This window comes from Streptomyces sp. NPDC001508, assembly GCF_040298665.1.
In the GTDB taxonomy this organism is placed as follows: domain Bacteria; phylum Actinomycetota; class Actinomycetes; order Streptomycetales; family Streptomycetaceae; genus Streptomyces.
On record NZ_JBEPAP010000027.1, the window covers coordinates 1 to 19,386 of the forward strand.

General features: G+C 70.6%; 16 protein-coding genes, 1 rRNA gene and 2 pseudogenes. 7 read left to right on the forward strand and 12 right to left on the reverse strand.

Annotated elements, in window-relative coordinates; translation table 11 throughout:
* From ABT245_RS23510 to ABT245_RS23520, 3 genes and pseudogenes are all read right to left on the reverse strand, one after another.
* Positions 1–172, reverse strand: a 16S ribosomal RNA gene (locus ABT245_RS23510); the annotation flags it as partial.
* A 493-nt stretch (positions 173–665) separates the two neighbouring features.
* Positions 666–953: pseudogene (locus ABT245_RS23515) on the reverse strand (DNA-3-methyladenine glycosylase); the annotation flags it as partial.
* 74 nt (positions 954–1,027) lie between these two features.
* Complete coding sequence (locus ABT245_RS23520) at positions 1,028–1,639, reverse strand: DNA-3-methyladenine glycosylase (protein ID WP_351736598.1); 612 nt, start codon at positions 1,637–1,639, stop codon at positions 1,028–1,030.
* A 276-nt stretch (positions 1,640–1,915) separates the two neighbouring features.
* On the opposite strand from ABT245_RS23520, the gene ABT245_RS23525 reads away from it, so the two are divergent.
* The 3 genes from ABT245_RS23525 to ABT245_RS23535 all read left to right on the forward strand — a co-directional run bounded on the left by ABT245_RS23525 (position 1,916) and on the right by ABT245_RS23535 (position 3,952).
* Positions 1,916–2,698 carry a sporulation protein gene (locus ABT245_RS23525; RefSeq protein ID WP_351736600.1) on the forward strand — a complete coding sequence of 261 codons (783 nt, stop codon included), beginning with the start codon at positions 1,916–1,918 and terminating at the stop codon, positions 2,696–2,698.
* Positions 2,699–2,739: 41 nt separating this feature from the next.
* Positions 2,740–3,279 (forward strand): YbhB/YbcL family Raf kinase inhibitor-like protein, encoded by a 540-nt coding sequence (locus ABT245_RS23530; protein ID WP_351736602.1) that lies wholly within the window; start codon positions 2,740–2,742, stop codon positions 3,277–3,279.
* A gap of 166 nt (positions 3,280–3,445) precedes the next feature.
* Positions 3,446–3,952 (forward strand): HNH endonuclease, encoded by a 507-nt coding sequence (locus ABT245_RS23535; protein ID WP_351736604.1) that lies wholly within the window; start codon positions 3,446–3,448, stop codon positions 3,950–3,952.
* 112 nt (positions 3,953–4,064) lie between these two features.
* On the opposite strand, the gene ABT245_RS23540 is transcribed toward ABT245_RS23535, so the two are convergent.
* The 3 genes and pseudogenes from ABT245_RS23540 to ABT245_RS23550 all read right to left on the reverse strand — a co-directional run.
* Positions 4,065–5,033 (reverse strand): SPFH domain-containing protein, encoded by a 969-nt coding sequence (locus tag ABT245_RS23540; protein WP_351736606.1) that lies wholly within the window; start codon positions 5,031–5,033, stop codon positions 4,065–4,067.
* Between the two features lie 130 nt (positions 5,034–5,163).
* Positions 5,164–5,595, reverse strand: coding sequence for an NfeD family protein (locus ABT245_RS23545; protein WP_351736608.1), 432 nt, complete (start codon positions 5,593–5,595; stop codon positions 5,164–5,166).
* A 316-nt stretch (positions 5,596–5,911) separates the two neighbouring features.
* A pseudogene (locus ABT245_RS23550) lies at positions 5,912–6,442 on the reverse strand (ABC transporter ATP-binding protein); the annotation flags it as partial.
* 151 nt (positions 6,443–6,593) lie between these two features.
* Here ABT245_RS23550 and ABT245_RS23555 point away from each other — a divergent pair.
* Entirely contained in the window at positions 6,594–7,382 is a 789-nt protein-coding gene (locus ABT245_RS23555) for an Rv1486c family protein (RefSeq protein WP_351736612.1), read from the forward strand.
* 93 nt (positions 7,383–7,475) lie between these two features.
* Here ABT245_RS23555 and ABT245_RS23560 read toward each other — a convergent pair whose 3' ends face one another.
* The 4 genes from ABT245_RS23560 to ABT245_RS23575 form a co-directional block, all read right to left on the reverse strand.
* Positions 7,476–7,715 carry a chaplin gene (locus ABT245_RS23560; RefSeq protein ID WP_351736614.1) on the reverse strand — a complete coding sequence of 80 codons (240 nt, stop codon included), beginning with the start codon at positions 7,713–7,715 and terminating at the stop codon, positions 7,476–7,478.
* A 184-nt stretch (positions 7,716–7,899) separates the two neighbouring features.
* Positions 7,900–8,145 carry a chaplin ChpE gene (gene chpE, locus ABT245_RS23565; protein ID WP_351736616.1) on the reverse strand — a complete coding sequence of 82 codons (246 nt, stop codon included), beginning with the start codon at positions 8,143–8,145 and terminating at the stop codon, positions 7,900–7,902.
* Between the two features lie 173 nt (positions 8,146–8,318).
* Positions 8,319–8,960, reverse strand: a complete 642-nt coding sequence (locus ABT245_RS23570; RefSeq protein WP_351736618.1) for a response regulator — start codon at positions 8,958–8,960, stop codon at positions 8,319–8,321.
* Complete coding sequence (locus tag ABT245_RS23575) at positions 8,953–10,122, reverse strand: GAF domain-containing sensor histidine kinase (RefSeq protein WP_351736620.1); 1,170 nt, start codon at positions 10,120–10,122, stop codon at positions 8,953–8,955. Before ABT245_RS23575 ends, ABT245_RS23570 begins: the two co-directional genes overlap by 8 nt.
* 798 nt (positions 10,123–10,920) lie before the next feature.
* On the opposite strand from ABT245_RS23575, the gene ABT245_RS23585 reads away from it, so the two are divergent.
* Positions 10,921–11,655 carry a transglycosylase SLT domain-containing protein gene (locus ABT245_RS23585; RefSeq protein ID WP_351736622.1) on the forward strand — a complete coding sequence of 245 codons (735 nt, stop codon included), beginning with the start codon at positions 10,921–10,923 and terminating at the stop codon, positions 11,653–11,655.
* 88 nt (positions 11,656–11,743) lie between these two features.
* Here the strand turns inward: ABT245_RS23585 and ABT245_RS23590 are convergent, their stop codons facing one another.
* Positions 11,744–14,248: an ABC transporter ATP-binding protein/permease gene (locus ABT245_RS23590; protein WP_351736786.1), complete on the reverse strand. Its 2,505-nt coding sequence runs from the start codon at positions 14,246–14,248 to the stop codon at positions 11,744–11,746.
* A gap of 240 nt (positions 14,249–14,488) precedes the next feature.
* Between ABT245_RS23590 and ABT245_RS23595 the strand changes: the two genes are divergently transcribed.
* Together ABT245_RS23595 and serB are read left to right on the forward strand one after the other, a co-directional pair.
* Positions 14,489–16,621 (forward strand): streptophobe family protein, encoded by a 2,133-nt coding sequence (locus tag ABT245_RS23595; RefSeq protein WP_351736624.1) that lies wholly within the window; start codon positions 14,489–14,491, stop codon positions 16,619–16,621.
* Positions 16,622–17,472: 851 nt separating this feature from the next.
* Positions 17,473–18,681 (forward strand): phosphoserine phosphatase SerB, encoded by a 1,209-nt coding sequence (serB, locus tag ABT245_RS23600; RefSeq protein WP_351736626.1) that lies wholly within the window; start codon positions 17,473–17,475, stop codon positions 18,679–18,681.
* Positions 18,682–18,833: 152 nt separating this feature from the next.
* Here serB and ABT245_RS23605 read toward each other — a convergent pair whose 3' ends face one another.
* Positions 18,834–19,352: a SixA phosphatase family protein gene (locus ABT245_RS23605; RefSeq protein ID WP_351736628.1), complete on the reverse strand. Its 519-nt coding sequence runs from the start codon at positions 19,350–19,352 to the stop codon at positions 18,834–18,836.
* Positions 19,353–19,386: the final 34 nt, after the last annotated feature.

Below are 19,386 nucleotides of genomic sequence, written 5' to 3' on the forward strand. Positions count from 1 at the left end.
TATCCGGTATTAGACCCCGTTTCCAGGGCTTGTCCCAGAGTGCAGGGCAGATTGCCCACGTGTTACTCACCCGTTCGCCACTAATCCACCCCGAAGGGCTTCATCGTTCGACTTGCATGTGTTAAGCACGCCGCCAGCGTTCGTCCTGAGCCAGGATCAAACTCTCCGTGAATGCTTTCCCCATAATCGGGGTGACACATCACGAGAGCGGAACCACCGGAGGAATAACCCGATGGTTCACAGCGTCCTCGCTGTGTATTTCTTCAAAGGAACCACGTCACCGGAAGAATCCGGTAGACGGGGTATCAACATATCTGGCGTTGACTTTTGGCACGCTGTTGAGTTCTCAAGGAACGGACGCTTCCTTCGTACTCACCCTCTCGGGCTTTCCTCCGGGCGCTTCCCTTCGGTGTTTCCGACTCTATCAGATCCCTTTCGGAGCCTGATTCCCGGTCGGCGGGGCCTTTCGGCATTCACTACGTTAGCGGATTCCCTCGGGGACTCATAATCGAGTTCGTGAGTTCCTGAATTCAGGCATGCAGACATGCTGAATGGGCCCTCACTGAGGGGTGTCGCTGGTAGTGGTTTGGCCGCTTCCGGCTGCTGGCGAATGCCGTACCCGGTTCAAGCGGCTCGGGCCACGTTACGCATCTTCCAAGGACGAGTCAACTTGAGCGGCGCCTGGGTACGTGGGCCCGATAAGGGCTCACCGTCGGGTCGTTGGCGATCCAGTAGCGCCACGAGTGGACACCGCCGTCGCCGGACACACCCGTGCGGGAACCGTTGCGTGCCTGGTCGGCGGGCACGGGGGTGCCGGTGGCCATCCTCAGCGGGGTCTCGCCGCGGGCGCAGGCGTCCGTGCCGTCGAGGGCTCGGTCCATGTCCAGGGCCGTGGCGAGCCGGGCCGGGTCTTTGGCCAGTTCCTTGTCGCTTCGGGCCGATAGTCGACCTTTGGTGCACCGACTCCACGTACGCCGAGGTGACGGTGGCAGGGCCGGCCGCGAACGAGAGCGGGGCGCACAGCGGCTCAGGCTCCGGCGGACGGCTTGGCTCTCGGGCTCAGTCGGTACGCCGAGACCGTCGGATCACCGGCGAGGTAGAAGCGGTGCAGCCAGTCATGGGCTTTGCTCACGCCTACCCGGGGACCAACCCGGATGAGTGCGGCGGGCACCGGCTCACCCTCGGACAGCGCGACCGAGGCGCCTGTCAGCAGGTCTGTGCCGTTGTGCTCTGCCGTGATGCCGAGCGCTTGGCAGAAGTTCCCCGGCCCCCGTGCGAGACGCGGACTCTCGACCGTGCTCCCTCGCCGCTTGCGTGCCACATCCTCCCCTTCGATGACCCTGCCTGCTCGGATGAGGACAGCCGAAGCGATGCCGTCTGTCCCGGTGACGATGTTGGCGCACCAGTGGAGACCGTGAGACCGGTAGACATACAGGCGCCCTGCCGGTCCGAACATGACGGCGTTGCGGGGTGTCCTGCCTCGGTAGGCGTGGGAGGCCGGGTCGGCCGCACCGGAGTACGCCTCGGTCTCCGTGATGGTGATGCTCACGGTTCCCTCGGATGTCTCGTGGCTGAGGATGGCACCGAGCAGCTTGGGAGCGACTTCTTCAGCGGGGTGGGCGAGGTCCACGACGTTCATGCCGACTGCCTTGGCATGCCGTAGGTGCGGTGGACGCAGACGTGTCCGGGTGGACCGGGCACCGCCTCGGGGGCGGCCTCCGGTACGGGGCGGTCGAAGAAGCTCCTGAAGAGTGGCGTACGGTCCCGGGGCACGATCATGGCTCTGGAGCGTAGTCCAGTCGGGTGGGCGCCAGAAGGTGTGGGGGGCCGCCCCGGTTGCCGGGGCGTACCGCGGAACCGGCTGGGCCCGGAGCGCGTTTGTAGGGATCAAGGGTCCGTACGTAAAGGGAGAGTCATGGCGTTCAAGAGGCTGCTCGCAAGCCTGGGGGCCGGCGGGGCTTCGGTCGAGACGGTGCTCACCGAGGAGAACGTGGTACCGGGCGGCGTCGTCCAGGGTGAGGTGCGGATCCAGGGCGGATCCGTGAACCAGGAGATCCAGGGGCTGAGCGTGGGCCTGCAGGCGCGGGTCGAGGTGGAGAGCGGCGAGGAGGAGTACAAGCAGAACATCGAGTTCACCAAGGTGCGGCTCGGTGGCGCGTTCGAGTTGCAGGCGGGGGCCGTGCACACGGTGCCGTTCGGGCTGGAGATCCCCTGGGAGACGCCCGTCACGATGATCGACGGGCAGGCGCTGCGCGGCATGCACATCGGGGTGACGACCGAACTGGAGATCGCCCGCGCCGTGGACTCCGGTGATCTCGACCCGATCAATGTGCACCCGCTGCCGGCGCAGAAGGCGATCCTGGACGCCTTCATCCAGCTGGGCTTCCGCTTCAAGAACGCGGACATGGAGCGCGGTCACATCCGCAACACGCGGCAGCGGCTGCCGTTCTACCAGGAGATCGAGTTCTTTCCGCCGTCGCAGTACCACGGCCTGAACCAGGTCGAGTTGAGCTTCGTGGCCGACGAGCAGGCCATGGACGTCGTACTCGAAATGGACAAGAAGGGCGGGCTGTTCAGCGAGGGCAGTGACACCTTCCGGTCCTTCCAGGTGGGGCTGCACGACTTCCACGGGACCGATTGGGCGGCGTACCTCAACCAGTGGCTGTCCGAGGTCGGCAGCAGGCGCAACTGGTTCTAGGCTCGGTTCCCTCTGCAGGAAACGGATCAGGAGGTACCGAGGTGACCGAGCTGAAGCGGCGGCCGCTCCCCCATGATTTCCACCCGCCCGTGCCGTCGTTCACGGTGACGAGCGAGGACGTCGAGGAGGGCGCGACGCTCAAGGACGCTCAGGTCTACGCGGCCGGCAACACCTCGCCGCAGCTGCGGTGGGCGGGCTTCCCGCCGGAGACCAAGAGCTTCGCCGTCACGTGCTACGACCCGGACGCGCCGACGGGCAGTGGTTTTTGGCACTGGACCGTGTTCGACATCCCGGCCTCGGTGACCGAGCTGCCGGCGGGCGCGGGCAGCGGCGCGTTCGAGGGTCTGCCCGCGGGTGCGGTGCAGGTCCGCAACGACTACGGGACCAAGGACTTCGGCGGTGCCGCGCCGCCGCCCGGGGACGGCCCGCACCGTTATGTCTTCACGGTGTACGCGGTGGACCAGGAGAAGCTGGGTCCGGACGCCGATGTCTCCCCCGCCGTGGTCGGTTTCAATCTGCGTTTCCACGCGATCGCGCGCGCCCAGCTCATCGGCGAGTACGAGAATCCCGCGGAGGGCTGATCCGGCGCACGGAATCAGCCGAGCGTTCATGGAACGTTTGCCCGCCCCCGGTCTTGGATGTGATCGGGGGCGGGCATTTTTTATTGCGTTGTCCATCTCGGCGCGCCCGTCCAGAGTTGATCCAAGCCCGCCGGGGGGTGGGCGGTGCGCACGGGAGGTGGGCTGGATGCGGGACACGCTGGTGCTGAACGCGAGCTTCGAGCCGCTGTCGACGGTGACATTGAACCGAGCCGTCGTGCTGGTGCTCCAGGACAAGGCGGTCGTCGAGCAGGCCCATCCCGAACTGCGGATGCGGGGCGCCGATGTGGACATACCCGCGCCTCGGGTGATCAGGCTGTGCAGATACGTACGGGTGCCGTTCCGAAGACAGGCTCCGTGGTCGAGGCGGGGTGTGCTGGTGCGGGACCGGCACCGCTGCGCGTACTGCGGGCGGCGGGCGACGACCGTGGACCATGTGGTGCCGCGATCGCGGGGCGGGCAGGACACCTGGCTGAACACGGTGGCCTCGTGCGCCGAGGACAACCATCGCAAGGCCGACCGGACTCCGCTGGAGGCCGGTATGCAGTTGCTGCGGGAGCCGTTCGAGCCGACGCCGGCCGATGCGATGTTGCTTGCGCTGGGGGCCGAGGAGTTTGAGGCTCTGCCGGACTGGCTGGCTCGGGATGCCGCCTGAGCCGTAGCGGCTTGCTCGGGGGCTCGGCCAAGGGTTGTTCGTGGTCGCTCGCGCAGTTCCCCGCGCTCCCTTGCGGGGCGCGGGGGTTGCTCGGTGTCGGCGGAAGGCGGGGTCAGTCGATCTGGGGCTTCTCGCGGCGTTCTGCGGTCGGGGGGTTGTTCTGCTGGGACGGGACGGTGTTGCCGTTGTTCCCCGAACCCCCGCCCAGAGGGCCGAAGTTGCCCATCGCGCCGGACAGGCCCTTGAGGGCGTCGCCGATCTCGCTGGGGACGATCCAGAGCTTGTTGGCGTCGCCTTCGGCGATCTTCGGGAGCATCTGGAGGTACTGGTAGGACAGGAGCTTCTGGTCCGGGTCGCCGGCGTGGATCGCCTCGAAGACCGTGCGGACGGCCTGGGCCTCACCCTCGGCGCGCAGCGCGGCGGCCTTGGCCTCGCCCTCGGCGCGCAGGATCTGGGACTGCTTCTCGCCCTCGGCGGTGAGGATGGCGGCCTGGCGCGTGCCTTCCGCGGTGAGGATCGCCGCGCGCTTGTCACGGTCGGCGCGCATCTGCTTCTCCATCGAGTCCTGGATGGAGGTGGGCGGTTCGATGGCCTTCAGTTCCACGCGGTTGACGCGGATGCCCCACTTGCCGGTGGCCTCGTCGAGGACGCCGCGCAGGGCCGCGTTGATCTCCTCACGGGAGGTCAGGGTGCGCTCCAGGTCCATGCCGCCGATGATGTTGCGCAGCGTGGTGACGGTGAGCTGCTCGATGGCCTGGATGTAGCTGGCGACCTCGTAGGTGGCGGCCCGGGCGTCGGTCACCTGGTAGTAGATGACGGTGTCGATGTTGACGACCAGGTTGTCCTGGGTGATCACCGGCTGCGGCGGGAACGGGACGACCTGTTCACGCAGGTCGATGCGGTTGCGGATGGTGTCGATGAACGGGACGACGATGTTGAGGCCCGCGTTCAGTGTCCGCGTGTAGCGGCCGAAGCGCTCGACGATGGCCGCGCTGGCCTGGGGGATGACTTGGATCGTCTTGATCAGGGCGATGAAGACCAACACCACCAGAATGATCAGGACGATGATGATCGGTCCCATCGTATTTCCCCGTACCCTTCTCCGCCTCGGCGCTTTTGGAAGATCTTATGTTGTTGAAGATCTTGCTGGTCGAGTCTGGCAGACCGTGGGACAACTCGTGGTCTGTTCGGCCCAGTTGAGTCTCGCGAGGTCAGATGACGATCGCGGTGGCTCCCTCGATGTCCACGACGTCCACTTCCTGACCCGCTTCGTAGGCCCGGCCGGTGTCGAGGGCGCGCGCCGACCAGATCTCTCCGGCGAGCTTGATCCGGCCGCCCGAGGCGTCGACACGCTCCAGCACGACGGCCTGCTTGCCCTTCAACGCGTCGACGCCGGTGGCGAGTTCGGGCCGCTGTCTGCCGTGCCGGTTGGCGATGGGCCGTACGACGGCGACGAGGGCGACCGAGACGATCACGAAGGCCAGCACCTGGACCACCACGTCGAACCCGAGGCCGGCGAGCACGGCCGCGGCGATGGCGCCCACCGCGAACATGCCGAACTCCGGCATCGCGGTGATGACGAGCGGGATACCGAGCGCCGCCGCGCCGATCAGCCACCACACCCATGCGTCGATGTTGTCCACGTGGTCATGGTAGGGCCGCGGGTCCGCGTCGGACAGTGCGCAAAAGGAGTCAGGACAGCGGAAGTCCCTGGGCGGTCCAGCGGTCGCCGACCTGCTCGACGACGAGCGGGAGGCCGAAGCAGAGGGAGAGGTTGCGGGAGGTGAGTTCGAGCTCCAGCGGGCCGGCGGCCATGACCTTGCCCTGGCGGATCATCAGGACGTGGGTGAAGCCGGGGGCGATCTCCTCGACGTGGTGGGTGACCATGATCATGGAGGGGGCGATCGGGTCGCGGGCGAGGCGGCCGAGGCGGCGGACCAGGTCCTCGCGGCCGCCGAGGTCGAGTCCGGCGGCCGGCTCGTCGAGCAGGAGGAGTTCGGGGTCGGTCATCAGGGCGCGGGCGATCAGGGTGCGCTTGCGCTCGCCCTCGGAGAGCGTGCCGAACTTCCGGTCGAGGTACTCGCTCATGCCGAGGCGGTCCAGGAAGGCGCGGGCGCGCTGCTCGTCGACCTCCTCGTAGTCCTCCTGCCAGTGGGCGGTCATGCCGTAGGCCGCGGTGAGCACGGTCTCCAGGACGGTCTGGCGCTTGGGGAGCTTCTCGGTCATGGCGATGCCCGCCACGCCGATGCGCGGGCGTAGTTCGAAGACGTCCGTGCCGGGCCTGCCGAGGGTCTCGCCGAGGACGGTGGCGGTGCCCTTGCTGGGGAAGAGGTAGCTGGAGGCGACGTTGAGCAGGGTGGTCTTGCCGGCGCCGTTGGGGCCGAGGATGACCCAGCGCTCGCCCTCCTTGACCGACCAGGAGACCTGGTCCACCAGAGCCCGGCCCTCGCGGACCACCGATACGTCCTGAAGTTCCAGAACATCGCTCATGAGCGCGTTGTCTCCCCTTGCATTGTGGCCGGTCTCGGCGCAGTCGCGGTCACCAGTGGCTCGGTCCGCCGCGCCGGTGGCGCAGCCCCTACGAAATCTACGCCACCGGTGCCGCGGTCCATTCCATCGGTCCGGTCCTTAGGGTGGGGGCATGCTCTCGGAACCGCGTTCAGGACGCCTTGCCGCTTGGGGAAATGCCCTATTGGCCGGACTTGTCTCTCCGGATGACGCCGTGCTCGCCATCGTGGGGGAGGACGCGGTGCACCGGCTGGAGGGGCTGCCCGGGGAGCCGGCACCGGTCGGTCTCACGCTCGGCCTTGGCCGGCTGCGGGCGCTCGGGGTGACGGGGCTGCGGGTGGCGCTGCCGCAGCCCGGGCATCCGCTGGGGCTGAGCGGGCCGCCCGAGTTCAACGCGCGGGCGCTGGAGGCCAAGGAGGCGGTGGTCTGTCACGGCGCCGCGTTCGGGTTGGTGCCCGAGGTGGACGAGGCGGGGCCGGACGGCGATGTGCATGTCGAGGTGGTCTGGCGCTGTCTGCCGGTGCGGGAGGCGCCGCCCGCCGATGTGCCGTCGCTGGGCGAGGCGGAGCGGGAGTTGGCGGAGGCACTGCGGGAGGCCACGGAGGTGCTGTCGCGGCTGGACCTCGCGGGGTCGGGCCCGGTGGCCGAGGCGGCGATCGACGCCTACCGGGCACGGGCCGAACGGGGGCGGGAGGTGCTGGCGCCGGGGTATCCGCCGCGGGCGGTGCGGGTTTTGGAGCTGGCGCAGCGGGTGGGCCTGTTGGTCTCGCTGGCGTACGAGAACGGGCACGGCGGTGCGGTGAGCGCCTCGGAGATGGCGGCGCGGGGTGCCGCGCTGCGTCCGGTGGAGCGGACGGCCCGGCGGGCGCAGGTCGCGGCGTACAACTCCGTTGTGGAGGAGCGGGAGCGCGGAGCGCGGTGAGCGGTGCCTTGTGTGGGGTGTGGGTGCGGGCGTATCTGGGGGCTGCCGCCCCCAGACCCCGCTCCGGCCGTGACCGAACCGAAAGGGCTCGGCTCAGCCGTTGGCGCTCTGGTTGCCGAACGCCGGGTTCAGCAGGCCGACCACGTTGACGCTGTCGCCGGTGACGTTGACGGGGATGTGGACCGGCACCTGGACCACGTTGCCGGAGCCGACGCCCGGGGACTGCTCGGCCGCGCCCGCCGCTCCCGAGTCGGCGAAGGCCGCGCCGGCCGAAGCGCCCGCGGCGATACCGGCGACGGTCATGGCTACGGCGGCCCTCTTGGCGATGTTCATTGGAAACGTTCCTCCTGCGTGTGCGTATCCGACCCGGCGTGGGTCGCACGCTGATCAACGTCGATCGGGTCCGGGCGGTACGGAGCCGCGCGGCCGACAGCCCGATCGGACGATTGGAACGACAAACGGACCGGCCTCCCGGGGCCCGGGAGGCCGGTACTCGCTGTCGGCGCGCGGCGCGGCGTCAGCCGTTGAGGCCGAGGTTGCCGAAGGCGGGGTTCAGCACACCGATGACGTTCACGCTGTTGCCGACCGCGTTCACCGGGATGTGCACCGGGGCCTGGATGACGTTCCCGGAGACGACGCCCGGGGAGTGCTCGGCCTTGCCGCCGGCCGCCGAGCCGTCGGTGGCGGAGGCCATCCCGGCGCCGGCGGCCACCAGGCCACCGGCCACCATCGTCACGGCCGCTGCCTTCTTCAGGTTCTTCACTTCTAAGCCCTCCTTGGCGAACACCGCGGCAAGTCGCCGCGGCACGCACTGGAGAACGCCGGCGGTGCACGAAGGATGCGCCATCCGGGTGACGTTCCCACGACGGTATGAATCTCGGCCCGGAGGGGAACCGTCCGCGCTGATGCCGGGTGTGCGGCCTGCCGAGGGGCGTTTCAGCCGGTCACGCCGTGCCGGACGGCCCACAGCGCGGCCTGGGTGCGGTCCGCGAGGTCCAGTTTCATCAGGATGTTGGAGACATGCGTCTTGACCGTCTTCTCGGACAGCACGAGGGCGCGGGCGATCTCCCGGTTGGAGCGGCCGTCGGCTATCAGGCCGAGCACCTCGCGCTCCCGTTCGGTGAGTGAACCCCCGCGGCCCTGACCGGAGTTGACCTCGTCCTGGGAGAGCAGCGCACCGGCCACCTCCGGCTGGAGCAGGATGTGTCCGGCGTGCACGGAGCGGATGGCGCCGGCGAGCGCGTCGGGGTCCACGTCCTTGTAGACGTATCCGGCGGCGCCCGCCCGCAGGGCCGGGACCACCGTGCGCTGCTCGGTGAAGCTGGTGACGATCAGTATCCGCGCGGGGTTGCCGAGTTCCCGTAGTCTGCGCAGCGCGTCGACGCCGTCCATGCCGGGCATCCTGACGTCCATCAAAACGACGTCGGGGCGCAGTTCCTCGGCGCGGTCGATCCCTTCGGCGCCGTCGGCCGCCTCGCCGACGACCTCGATGTCGTCCTGCACCTCCAGGAAGGTGCGCAGTCCCCGGCGGACGACCTGGTGGTCGTCGACGAGCAGGACTCTGATTGCGTCAGCCACCAGGAACCTCCATCTCGATCGTGGTGCCCTTGCCGGGCGCCGATTCCACCGTCAGCGTGCCGCCGACGCCGCTCGCGCGGTCGCGCATGGAGACCAGGCCGAGATGGCGTCCGGCCCGGTGCACGGAGCGCGGGTCGAAGCCGCCGCCGTCGTCGGTGACCCGGAGCACGGCCCCGTAGCCGCGCCGGTTCACGGTGACGTCGACCTGGGCGGCTCCGGAGTGCCGCAGGGCGTTGTGCAGGGCTTCCTGGGCGACCCGCAGCAGCGCCTCTTCCTGGGCGGCCGGCAGGGCGCGGAAGCCGGTGCTCGCGAAGGTCACGCGCGCGGTGTGGGCGCGGTCGAGGACCTGTATCTGGGTGCGCAGGGTGGCGATCAGGCCGTCCTCGTCGAGCGCCGCGGGGCGCAACTCGACCACGGCGGCGCGCAGTTCGTCGGCCGCCTCCGCGGCGAGCGCGGCCACCTGCTGCAGCTCGCACTTGGCGCGGGCCGGGTCGCGGTCGACGAGGCGGGCCGACGCCTGGGCGGTCAGGCGCAGCGAGAAGAGCTTCTGGCTGACCGCGTCGTGCAGTTCATGGGCGAGGCGGGAGCGCTCCTCGGCGATGGTCAGTTCGCGGCTGCGTTCGTAGAGCCGGGCGTTGGTCAGGGCGATCGCGGCGTGCTGGGCGAGGATGGCGAGGAGTTCCTCGTCCTCCTCGGTGAAGGCGCAGCCGCCGGTCCGCCCGGGGGCCGGGCGGTGCCCCTTCGGCCGGCGGCGCTTGTTGGCGAGGAACAGCGCGCCGATGACCTCGTCGCCGTCGCGGATCGGCAGGCCGAGGAAGTCGGACAGTTCGGGGTGGGTGGTGGGCCAGCCCTCGAAGCGCGGATCCTTGCGGACGTCGGCGAGGCGTACGGGGGTGGCCTCGTGCAGCATCGCGGCCAGGATGCCGTGCTGGCGCGGGAGCGGGCCGATGGCCTTCCACTGGGCGTCGCTGATGCCGGCGACCACGAACTGGGCGAATCCGCCGTGGTCGTCCGGGACGCCCAGGGCGGCGTACTCGGCGTCGAGCAGTTCGCGGGCGGAGGCGACGATCGTCTTGAGGACGTCGCGCACCTCCAGGTGCCTGCTCATGGCCAGCAGCGCGGAGCTGACCGCGGCGAGGCCGGACCGGGGGCCGTGACTCATGTCCTCACGGTACCGGCGGGGTGCGACAGCGCGGATCGGGCCGGTGGCGGCCGGGGGTGGGCCGGTGGGCCTAGGTCCACCGCCGTAGGCCGCGGGTCGGCGCCGTAGGCCGCGGGTCGGCGCCGTAGGCCGAAGGACCCCGCCGCTGTGCCGCCCGCGTCCGAGGCGGGCCGGGTGGGTCGCGTTCCTACGTGGGGCCACCGCCGGGTGGAGGCAGATGGGAGCGAGGGGCCGCCTGTCATGCCGCAGCGATCATCACGGGTGCGTCGAAGGGGCTGGGGCGGGCGCCGGCCGCGCGCGGCTGGGGCCCGGTGTGCGACACGCGGGGCGGTGCGGCCCTGGCCCGGGCGGCGGAAGCGATCGCCGCGCACGGCACACGCGTGGAGGCCCGGACCGGGGCTGTCGCCGACGCCGGCCGGCCGAGCCGCGGCGGCCGAGCCGTACGTCCTTGCGGGCAGAGTCCTCACACAGCGCATTGCTGACGCAACTCCTGGTGAGAGCGGCACCGGGTTCATGTGACCCCGCACATAGGGCGCAGCTCACGTACGAAGGCATATAGGAGATAAATAGGACCGCCATTAGCGGGAAAGACGTTCCAGTCTGTCCCGATTTGCCCCCCACCGGTCAACTATCACAAATCGTACGTCACATCTTTGCCATGGGATTTTGCGACCGCTAAGAATGGCTGCCGTCGCTCAACGCCGCGGGTTCCCGTCCGCGGCGTCCGTGCGGAGAGGAACCGATTCCCCCTCCGCAGAACGGACGCGGCCTCCGCGCTATTCGAAGAGGTCCAACTGCATGCCCAAGAACATCAACATCCGAGATCTCGGTCGGACGCTGACCAAGCAGCACAAGATCGCGATCACCGGTGTCGGTGCCCTCGGTGCCGCCGCTGTCGCCTTCTCCGCAGCCCCCAGCAGCGCGGAGCCAGTCGCCTCCGCAACCTCCGTGCCCTCCGCCCAGGTGGCCTACAGCAATGACCGGATCCAGGACGTCAAGGGCACCGTCACCGACCAGCTCGCCGACCAGAACGTCAAGCTGGAGGCCATCGCGACGCGGCAGAAGGCCGCGGCCGAGACCGCGAGGAAGCAGGCCGAGACCACGGCGAGGAACGCGGCCGTCAAGAAGGCCGCCCAGGAGCGCGCCGCGCAGGAGACCGCGAGCCGGTCCGCGCAGCGCCTCCAGGTCCAGCCGGTCGCCGTAAAGACCTACGGCAACAACCTCGACGGCTGGATCCGGGAGTCCCTCGACATCATGAGGGCGAAGGGCATCCCGGGCAGCTACTACGGGCTGCACCGCAACATCATGCGGGAGTCCTCCGGCAACCCGAACGCCATCAACAACTGGGACGTCAACGCCGTCAACGGCGTCCCGTCCAAGGGGCTGCTCCAGGTCATCCCGCCGACGTTCAAGGCGTACCACGTCCCGGGCACGTCCTGGAACATCTACGACCCGGTCGCCAACATCACCGCGGCCGCCAACTACGCGGCCCACCGGTACGGCTCGATCGACAACGTCAACAGCGCGTACTGAGGTAGGCGCGGGCCTCAGTCGTGAACGCCGAAGGGCGGCACCCGGTGGCCGGGTGCCGCCCTTGGCCCGTCCTGGCGGCCGGACGCGCCTACTTGCGCATGACCTCCGGCTCATGGCGGCGCAGGAAGCGGGCCACGAAGAACCCGCAGATCACACCGAGCGCGATCAGCGCGGCCATGTCCAGGCCCCAGGCGCCGACGGTGTGCTCCCACAGCGGGTCGGTGTCCCCGGCCGACTCCGGGGGGCTGATCTTGTTGAAGTCCAGCGTGGCGCCCGCGGCGGCGACGGCCCAGCGCGACGGCATCAGATACGAGAACTCGTTGACGCCGATCGAGCCGTGCAGGGTGAACAGACAGCCCGTGAACACCACCTGGATGATCGCGAACATCACCAGCAGCGGCATGGTCTTCTCGGCCGTCTTCACCAGCGAGGAGATGATCAGGCCGAACATCATCGAGGTGAAGCCCAGCGCCATGATCGGCAGCGACAGCTCGACCAGCGTGGCGCCGCCGAGGACCAGGCCCTCCTCGGGGATCTCCCGGCTCGCAAAGCCGATCACGCCGACCAGCAGGCCCTGCAGCACGGTGATCATGCCGAGCACGAACACCTTGGACATCAGATACGCCGAGCGCGACAGGCCGGTGGCGCGCTCCCGCTCGTAGATGACCCGTTCCTTGATCAGCTCGCGGACGGAGTTGGCGGCGCCCGCGAAGCAGGCGCCGACCGCGAGGATCAGCAGGACCGTGGTCGCGGTGCCGTTGGGGACGATCTGGCCGTTGGCGCGCGGCGGGTTGGGCAGCAGGCCCTTGTCCGCGTCGATGAGCAGGCTCACCGCGCCGAGCACGGCCGGCAGGATCACCATCAGGGCGAGGAAGCCCCGGTCGGAGGCGATCACCGAGACATAGCGGCGCACCAGCGTGCCGAACTGCGACATCCAGCCCTGCGGCTTCGGCGGCTTCATCGCCTGCATCGGCGGCACCTGTACGGACTGCGGCGCGACCGCGTCGATGTCCGCGGCGTACATCTGGTAGTGCTGCGAGCCCTTCCAGCGGCCGGCCCAGTCGTAGTCGCGGTAGTTCTCGAAGGCGGAGAACACATCGGCCCAGGTGTCGTAGCCGAAGAAGTTCAGCGCCTCCTCGGGCGGACCGAAGTAGGCGACCGCGCCGCCCGGGGCCATTACCAGGAGCTTGTCGCACAGCGCCAGTTCGGCGACGGAGTGGGTGACGACGAGGACCGTGCGGCCGTCGTCGGCGAGGCCGCGCAGCAACTGCATCACATCGCGGTCCATGCCCGGGTCGAGGCCCGAGGTCGGCTCGTCGAGGAAGATCAGCGAGGGCTTGGTGAGCAGTTCGAGGGCCACCGAGACCCGCTTGCGCTGGCCGCCGGAGAGGGAGGTGACCTTCTTCTCCTTGTGGATGTCCAGCTTCAGCTCGCGCAGCACCTCGTCGATGCGGGCCTCGCGTTCGGCGGCCGTGGTGTCGGCCGGGAAGCGCAGCTTGGCCGCGTACTTGAGTGCCTTCTTGACGGTCAGTTCCTTGTGCAGGATGTCGTCCTGCGGGACCAGTCCGATGCGCTGGCGCAGCTCGGCGAACTGCTTGTACAGGTTGCGGTTGTCGTACAGGACCTCGCCCTGGTTGGCGGGCCGGTAGCCGGTGAGCGCCTTGAGCAGGGTCGACTTGCCCGAGCCGGACGGGCCGATGACCGCGATCACGGACTTCTCCGGGACGCCGAAGGAGACGTCCTTGAGGATCTGCTTGCCCCCGTCGACCGTGACCGTCAGATGGCGGGCCGAGAAGGAGACCTCACCGGTGTCGACGAACTCTTCCAGGCGGTCGCCGACGATACGGAAGGTGGAGTGGCCGACACCGACGATGTCGTTCGGGCCGAGCAGTGCCGAGCCGCCCTTGGCGATCGGCTGGCCGTTGACGTACGTGCCGTTGTGCGAGCCGAGGTCGCGGATCTCCATGCGGCCGTCGGGCGTCGCGTGGAACTCGGCGTGGTTGCGGGAGACCTGGAGGTCGGAGACGACCAGGTCGTTCTCCAGGGCACGGCCGATGCGCATCACGCGGCCGAGCGCGAACTGGTGGAACGTGGTGGGGCTGCGGTCGCCGTAGACCGGCGGCGCCCCCGCGCCACCACCGGACCCCTGCTGCTGCGGGATCGACGGCTGCTGGGCCGCCTGCTGCGGCTGCTGCCAGTCCTGCTGCGGCGGCTGCTGGGCCTGCTGCGGCTGCTGGGCCCAGCCGGCCGCCGCGCCCTGGGCCGCGTACGGCTGTTGCTGTGGCTGCGCGACCACGGCCGCGGCACCGGACAGGCTCACCAGCGGCCCGTCGGTGGCGTTGCCCAGGTGCACGGCCGAGCCGGGACCGATCTCCACCTGGTGGATCCGCTGGCCCTGCACGAAGGTGCCGTTGGTGCTGCCGTGGTCCTCCATGACCCAACTGCGGCCGTTGAAGCTGACCGTGGCGTGCCGCCAGGAGACCCTGGCGTCGTCGAACACGATGTCTCCCTGCGGATCGCGTCCGAGGGTGTAGTGCCTGGACGCATCGAGCGTCCAGGTCCTTCCGTTTGATTCCAGTACGAGTTCCGGCACTCCATGCCCCACTGAGTTGTCCCCCGAATTTCCCCCGTCGCAGGGAGTCTAGGGATGTCGAACATCGTGAGGAACTATTCCAGGCCCGCCCCTGTGTCCGAAAGTCGGGCCTTGTCACGAGCGCGTACCAGCGCTGGGACTTCTTCCGTTGACGGGGTTGAAACCGGCGCGGAAAGTGGTAATCCCCCGCGAGGGGGGCATGCGCGACCGACGGCCGCGCCGCGGATCGGGGGGTCTGCCATGAGTACTGCCACGCACATCGGGACCGAACGGCACGGCGGGCGGCTGCCGTGGGCAGACGTTCTGCTGTCCGCGATCACCGCCGTGAGCTGGGCATTGATCGGGATGGCGGGAACGGCCGCGCTCGGTCTGCATCTGCTGCGAGCCGATTCGGCCGGCTCACTGGGGCCGATGACGGCGGCGGTTGTGGCGCTCGGGGCGGGTGGTTCCCTCTCGCCGTCCGGAGATCTGTCCGCTTTCGGACTGAAAGGCGCTCAGGCGCATACGGCCGTCGAGATCACGCCACTCGGCGTGAGCCTCGTGGGCGCCCTGCTGTTGTCGTGGTTCTTCCTACGATCCCTGCGCGCGGCCGGCGTGGTGATCGCCCCGCCCGAACTCCTCGCGCGCGCGGGGGCGGTGGTCGCGCTGTTCGTGGCGATGCTGGGCGGGCTCGCCCGGGCCGGGCACGACGTCGTCACGATCGACGGCGGTGCGCTCGGGCTCGACCGGCTGCCCGGCACGGGCGGGGGCGACGGCGGCGGCCTCGGCGTCCTTGGGCTCGGTGACCTCGGGGACGTAGGCGGGCTGCTGCCCGACCGGATCGGCGATCTGATCGACGCGAAGGCGGCGGTCGGCTTCACCGTGGACACGGCGCCCACCCTGCTCGGCGGGCTGGGCTGGTCCGCGGGCGTGCTGCTGATCGCGCTGCTCGCCTCGCGCCGCGCTCCCCTGCCGCGCGGCTTCGACGCCGTGCACCGGGTGGTCCGGCCGGCGGTCTCGGCCCTCGTCGGCGTGCTGGTCGTGGCCGTCGTGGCGGGGCTCGCGGCGGCGGCGTACGCGGCGATCGGCGACGAGCATCCCCGGCGCATCGCGGGCGCGGCCCTGCTCGGCGCGCCCAACGGGGTGTGGCTGGGCGTCCCCCTCGGTCTGTTCGTGCCCTTCGACGGCAGGGCCACCGGCGCCCTGACCGCCGTGCTGCCCGATCCGCTGGACCGGCTCCTCGCCGGGATGCCCGACCGGCCCGTGACGCTGGGGCGGCTGGCGGAGCTGGACGGCCGGGTGTGGCTGCTCGGCGTGGCGGCGGCCCTCATGATGCTGTCGGCGGGAGTACTGACCGCGGTACGAACTCCGACGGCGCCACGCGGCGTCCGGGGGGCGGGCGGCTCGGGGACGGGCGGCTCCGGGGCGGTCGGCTCCGGAGCTGCCGGCTCCGGGACCGCGGAGTGGGGGGCGGCTGGCTCCGGGATTGCCGGCTCCAGGACAGCGCGCTCCGGGGACGGGGCGGCCGGTTCCAGGACGGCGGGCTCCGGGGCTCCGGGCTCCGAGATGGCTGGCTCCAGGACAGCGGACTCTGGGACGGCCGATTCCAGGACGGGGGGCTCCAGGGTGGCCGGTTCCGGGACAGCGCGTTTCGGGGCCGGGGTGGTGGGCCCCGGGGCTGGCGGCTCCGGGGCGGTCGGTTCCGAGGCGGGTGGGGTGAGGCTGTCGGGTGCCGGAGGTGTCGGTCGGCACGGTTTCGGGGTTCTGGGGTTCGCGGGGCGCTGTGCGCTGCGGCTGGGGGCCGTGACCGCGCTGGCGCTGCCCCTGCTCGCCTGGCTGGCCGACGTCTCCGTGGACGCCTCGCTGTCCGTCCTGGGCCTCGACGCGCTGGGCGCCGGGGTCGAACTGCACGGGCATCTCGGTACGGCGCTGCTCCTCGGGGCCGCCTGGGGTGCCGGGGCGGGAGCCGCGGGCGCGGTGCTCGCCTGGGTGGCGGGGGCCGCGGGCCGGCAGGCGGCACCGTTGGCCCTGGGCGAGCCGGCCGGCGGTACCGGTCGGCCGGCGTACGGGCACCTCGGCGACGTCGGGGGCAGCGGGCCGTACACGCCTCGGGTGCCTTACCGACCGCCCAACCCTGGGACGAATCCCTATCTCCGGCTGCCGGACGAGCTGCGGAACGCCGGGGGCTCCGGCCCGCTCGAGGCCGAGCAGCCGCGACCGCCGGCCGGCCCGCCGCCGGCCGACGATGTGTACGACGCCACCACCGTGACCCGCCCCCTGGACCCGCCGCCGCGCCCCCGGTACCGTCCCGGAGACCGGCCCGCCGACCACCCCGACAACGGTCCCCCACCCCCACCCGCGGCGCCGCCGGGACAGTCGGGCGGGAGGAACTGAGCCGTGCCGCACCGGGCGACGGCCGGTCACGGGGAAAGGCCTCGCGACGGCGGCACGCGGTGACCCCCACCACCGTTCCCGCCCCCGCCACGACCGCCGGACACACGGCATCGAGCCATGCCGACGGAGTGACGCCTGGCCGCGGAAAAGCGGACACAACACCCCGGCGACCCCACCACCGCCCCCCGCCCGCGGCGCCCCGGACGGCCGGGCGGGAGAAACTGAGCCGTGCCGCACCGGGCGACGGCCGGTCGCGGGGAAAGGTTTCGTGACCGCGGCACGCGGTGACCCCCACCACCGTTCCCGCCCCCGCCACGACCGCCGGACACACGGCATCGAACCATGCCGACGGAGTGACCGGTGGCCGCGGAAAAGCGGACATAACACCCTGGCGACCACGCCCCATCCCCGCCTACGGCGCTGCCGGGGCGGCCGGGCGGAAGGCGCTGTGCCCTGCCGCACCGGGCGACGGGCGGTCACGGCGGCGGCACGCGGTGTCCGTGGTGGGGCTGTCGGGCGTGGTGGCCGCGGGTGCGAGCGGGGTGGCATGCGACACGGTGGGCACGGGCGCGCGCACGCGTGCCGGGGGCTCGGCGGGCTTGCGGCCGTGTCCCGTGGCGGCACGGACGCGCGCTCGCGTGCCGGGGGCTCGGCGGGCTTGCGGCCGTGTCCCGTGGCGGCGCGGACGGAGCGTACGACAGTTCTGGTCATCCGCCCGGGACCGGCGGCCGGGGCCACGGTCGTGGTTGTGCCGCAAGGCGTCGGACACCGACCCGACATCTATTGTTCCGTGTCCGCCAGGCGGACCTCGGGGGCATGGGGCACGGGGTGCCGGATACGGTGGATGCACCATGAGCGCTTCGCAGACTTCCGAGGTCCCCACCCTCCTCGTCAAGATCTTCGGCAAGGACAGGCCGGGCATCACGGCCGGACTCTTCGACACTCTTGCCGTCTTCTCCGTCGACGTGGTCGACATCGAACAGGTCGTCACCCGGGGCCGGCTGGTGCTCTGCGCGCTCGTGACCCAGCCGACCGCCGGTCTTGAGGGTGATCTGCGGGCCACGGTGCACAGCTGGGCCGACTCGATGAAGATGCAGGCGGAGATCATCTCCGGACGCGGCGACAACCGTCCGCGTGGACTCGGCCGCTCCCTGGTGACCGTCCTCGGCCATCCGCTCACCGCCGAGTCGACGGCCGCCGTCGCCGCCCGGATCGCGAAGGTCGGCGGCAACATCGACCGGATCTTCCGGCTCGCCAAGTACCCGGTGACCGCGGTCGAGTTCGCGGTGTCCGGCGTGGAGACCGAGCCGCTGCGCACCTCCCTGGTGGCCGACGCGGCGGCGCTCGGCGTCGACATAGCGGTCGTCGCCGCGGGCCTGCACCGACGGGCGCAGCGGCTGGTCGTGATGGACGTCGACTCCACCCTCATCCAGGACGAGGTGATCGAACTCTTCGCCGCGCACGCCGGCTGCGAGGAGCAGGTCGCCGAGGTGACCGCCGCCGCCATGCGCGGGGAGCTGGACTTCGAGCAGTCGCTGCACGCGCGCGTGGCGCTGCTCGCGGGGCTGGACGCCTCGGTCGTGCACAAGGTGCGCGGTGACGTGCGGCTGACGCCGGGCGCGCGCACGTTGATCCGTACGCTGAAACGACTCGGCTACCAAGTCGGCGTGGTCTCCGGCGGGTTCACCCAGGTCACCGACGATCTCAAGGAGCGGCTGGGACTGGACTTCGCGCACGCCAACACCCTGGAGATCGTCGACGGGAAGCTGACGGGCCGGGTCATAGGGGACGTCGTCGACCGCGCGGGCAAGGCACGGCTGCTGCGCCGGTTCGCCGCGGAGGCGGGCGTCCCGCTCTCCCAGACGGTGGCGATCGGCGACGGCGCCAACGACCTGGACATGCTGAACGCGGCCGGTCTCGGTGTCGCCTTCAATGCCAAGCCGGTGGTCCGCGAGGCCGCGCACACCGCGGTGAACGTGCCCTTCCTGGACACGGTGCTGTATCTGCTGGGCATCACCCGCGAAGAGGTCGAGGCGGCGGACGCCCACGACGAGGACTGAGCCGCCGGCACGACCCCTGCCCCGCCTGGGCCCGGCACCGCCGCGGCACCGGGCCCAGGCGGAGTCGTAGCGGCCGTACGCGTGGTACGGGTCGTACTGGTCGTACGTACGGTCCTACGGGTCTCGTACGGGTCGTACGGGTCGTACGGGGGTCAGTCGGACGGCGCCCAGTAGTCCGCGAGCGCCGCGGCGCCGGGCTCCAGGCCCTTCCACGAGCCGTCGAAGGTCAGCACGGCGAAGGCGGCGGCGGGGAAGCCACGGCGCTTCATCCGCTCGCCCGCCTCGCCGTCGGCGGAACCGGAAAGGATCTCGGCCAGCCCGTGCACGCCCGGGTTGTGGCCGATCAGGACCAGGTTACGGGCGTCGTCGGGCACCTCGTTGAGCACGGCGATGATCTCGCCGGGCGAGGCCTCGTAGAGCCGCTCCTCGTAGACGGTCTTCGGCCGGTGCGGCAGCTCCTGCACAGCGAGCTTCCAGGTCTCGCGGGTCCGGACCGCGGTGGAGCACAGGGCCAGGTCGAAGGAGATGCCGCTATCGGCCAGTCTGCGGCCGGCCACTGCCGCGTCCATGCGGCCCCGCTCGGCGAGCGGCCGCTCATGGTCGGTCACCTGTGGCCAGTCGGCTTTCGCATGCCGGAAGAGGACAATCCTGCGGGGTTCTGCGACGCTCATGAGGTCCAGCTTCGCATGAAACAGGCCATGGGGC

Coding starts and splice junctions, on each gene's coding strand:
- ABT245_RS23605 (WP_351736628.1), bottom strand. CDS start 19,352: ATGAGCGTCGCAGAACCCCGCAGGATTGTCCTCTTCCGGCATGCGAAA.
- ABT245_RS23540 (WP_351736606.1), bottom strand. CDS start 5,033: ATGGGACCGATCATCATCGTCCTGATCATTCTGGTGGTGTTGGTCTTC.
- ABT245_RS23560 (WP_351736614.1), bottom strand. CDS start 7,715: ATGAACATCGCCAAGAGGGCCGCCGTAGCCATGACCGTCGCCGGTATC.
- ABT245_RS23585 (WP_351736622.1), top strand. CDS start 10,921: ATGCCCAAGAACATCAACATCCGAGATCTCGGTCGGACGCTGACCAAG.
- ABT245_RS23520 (WP_351736598.1), bottom strand. CDS start 1,639: ATGAACGTCGTGGACCTCGCCCACCCCGCTGAAGAAGTCGCTCCCAAG.
- ABT245_RS23575 (WP_351736620.1), bottom strand. CDS start 10,122: ATGAGTCACGGCCCCCGGTCCGGCCTCGCCGCGGTCAGCTCCGCGCTG.
- ABT245_RS23555 (WP_351736612.1), top strand. CDS start 6,594: ATGCTCTCGGAACCGCGTTCAGGACGCCTTGCCGCTTGGGGAAATGCC.
- serB (WP_351736626.1), top strand. CDS start 17,473: ATGAGCGCTTCGCAGACTTCCGAGGTCCCCACCCTCCTCGTCAAGATC.
- ABT245_RS23535 (WP_351736604.1), top strand. CDS start 3,446: ATGCGGGACACGCTGGTGCTGAACGCGAGCTTCGAGCCGCTGTCGACG.
- ABT245_RS23595 (WP_351736624.1), top strand. CDS start 14,489: ATGAGTACTGCCACGCACATCGGGACCGAACGGCACGGCGGGCGGCTG.
- ABT245_RS23525 (WP_351736600.1), top strand. CDS start 1,916: ATGGCGTTCAAGAGGCTGCTCGCAAGCCTGGGGGCCGGCGGGGCTTCG.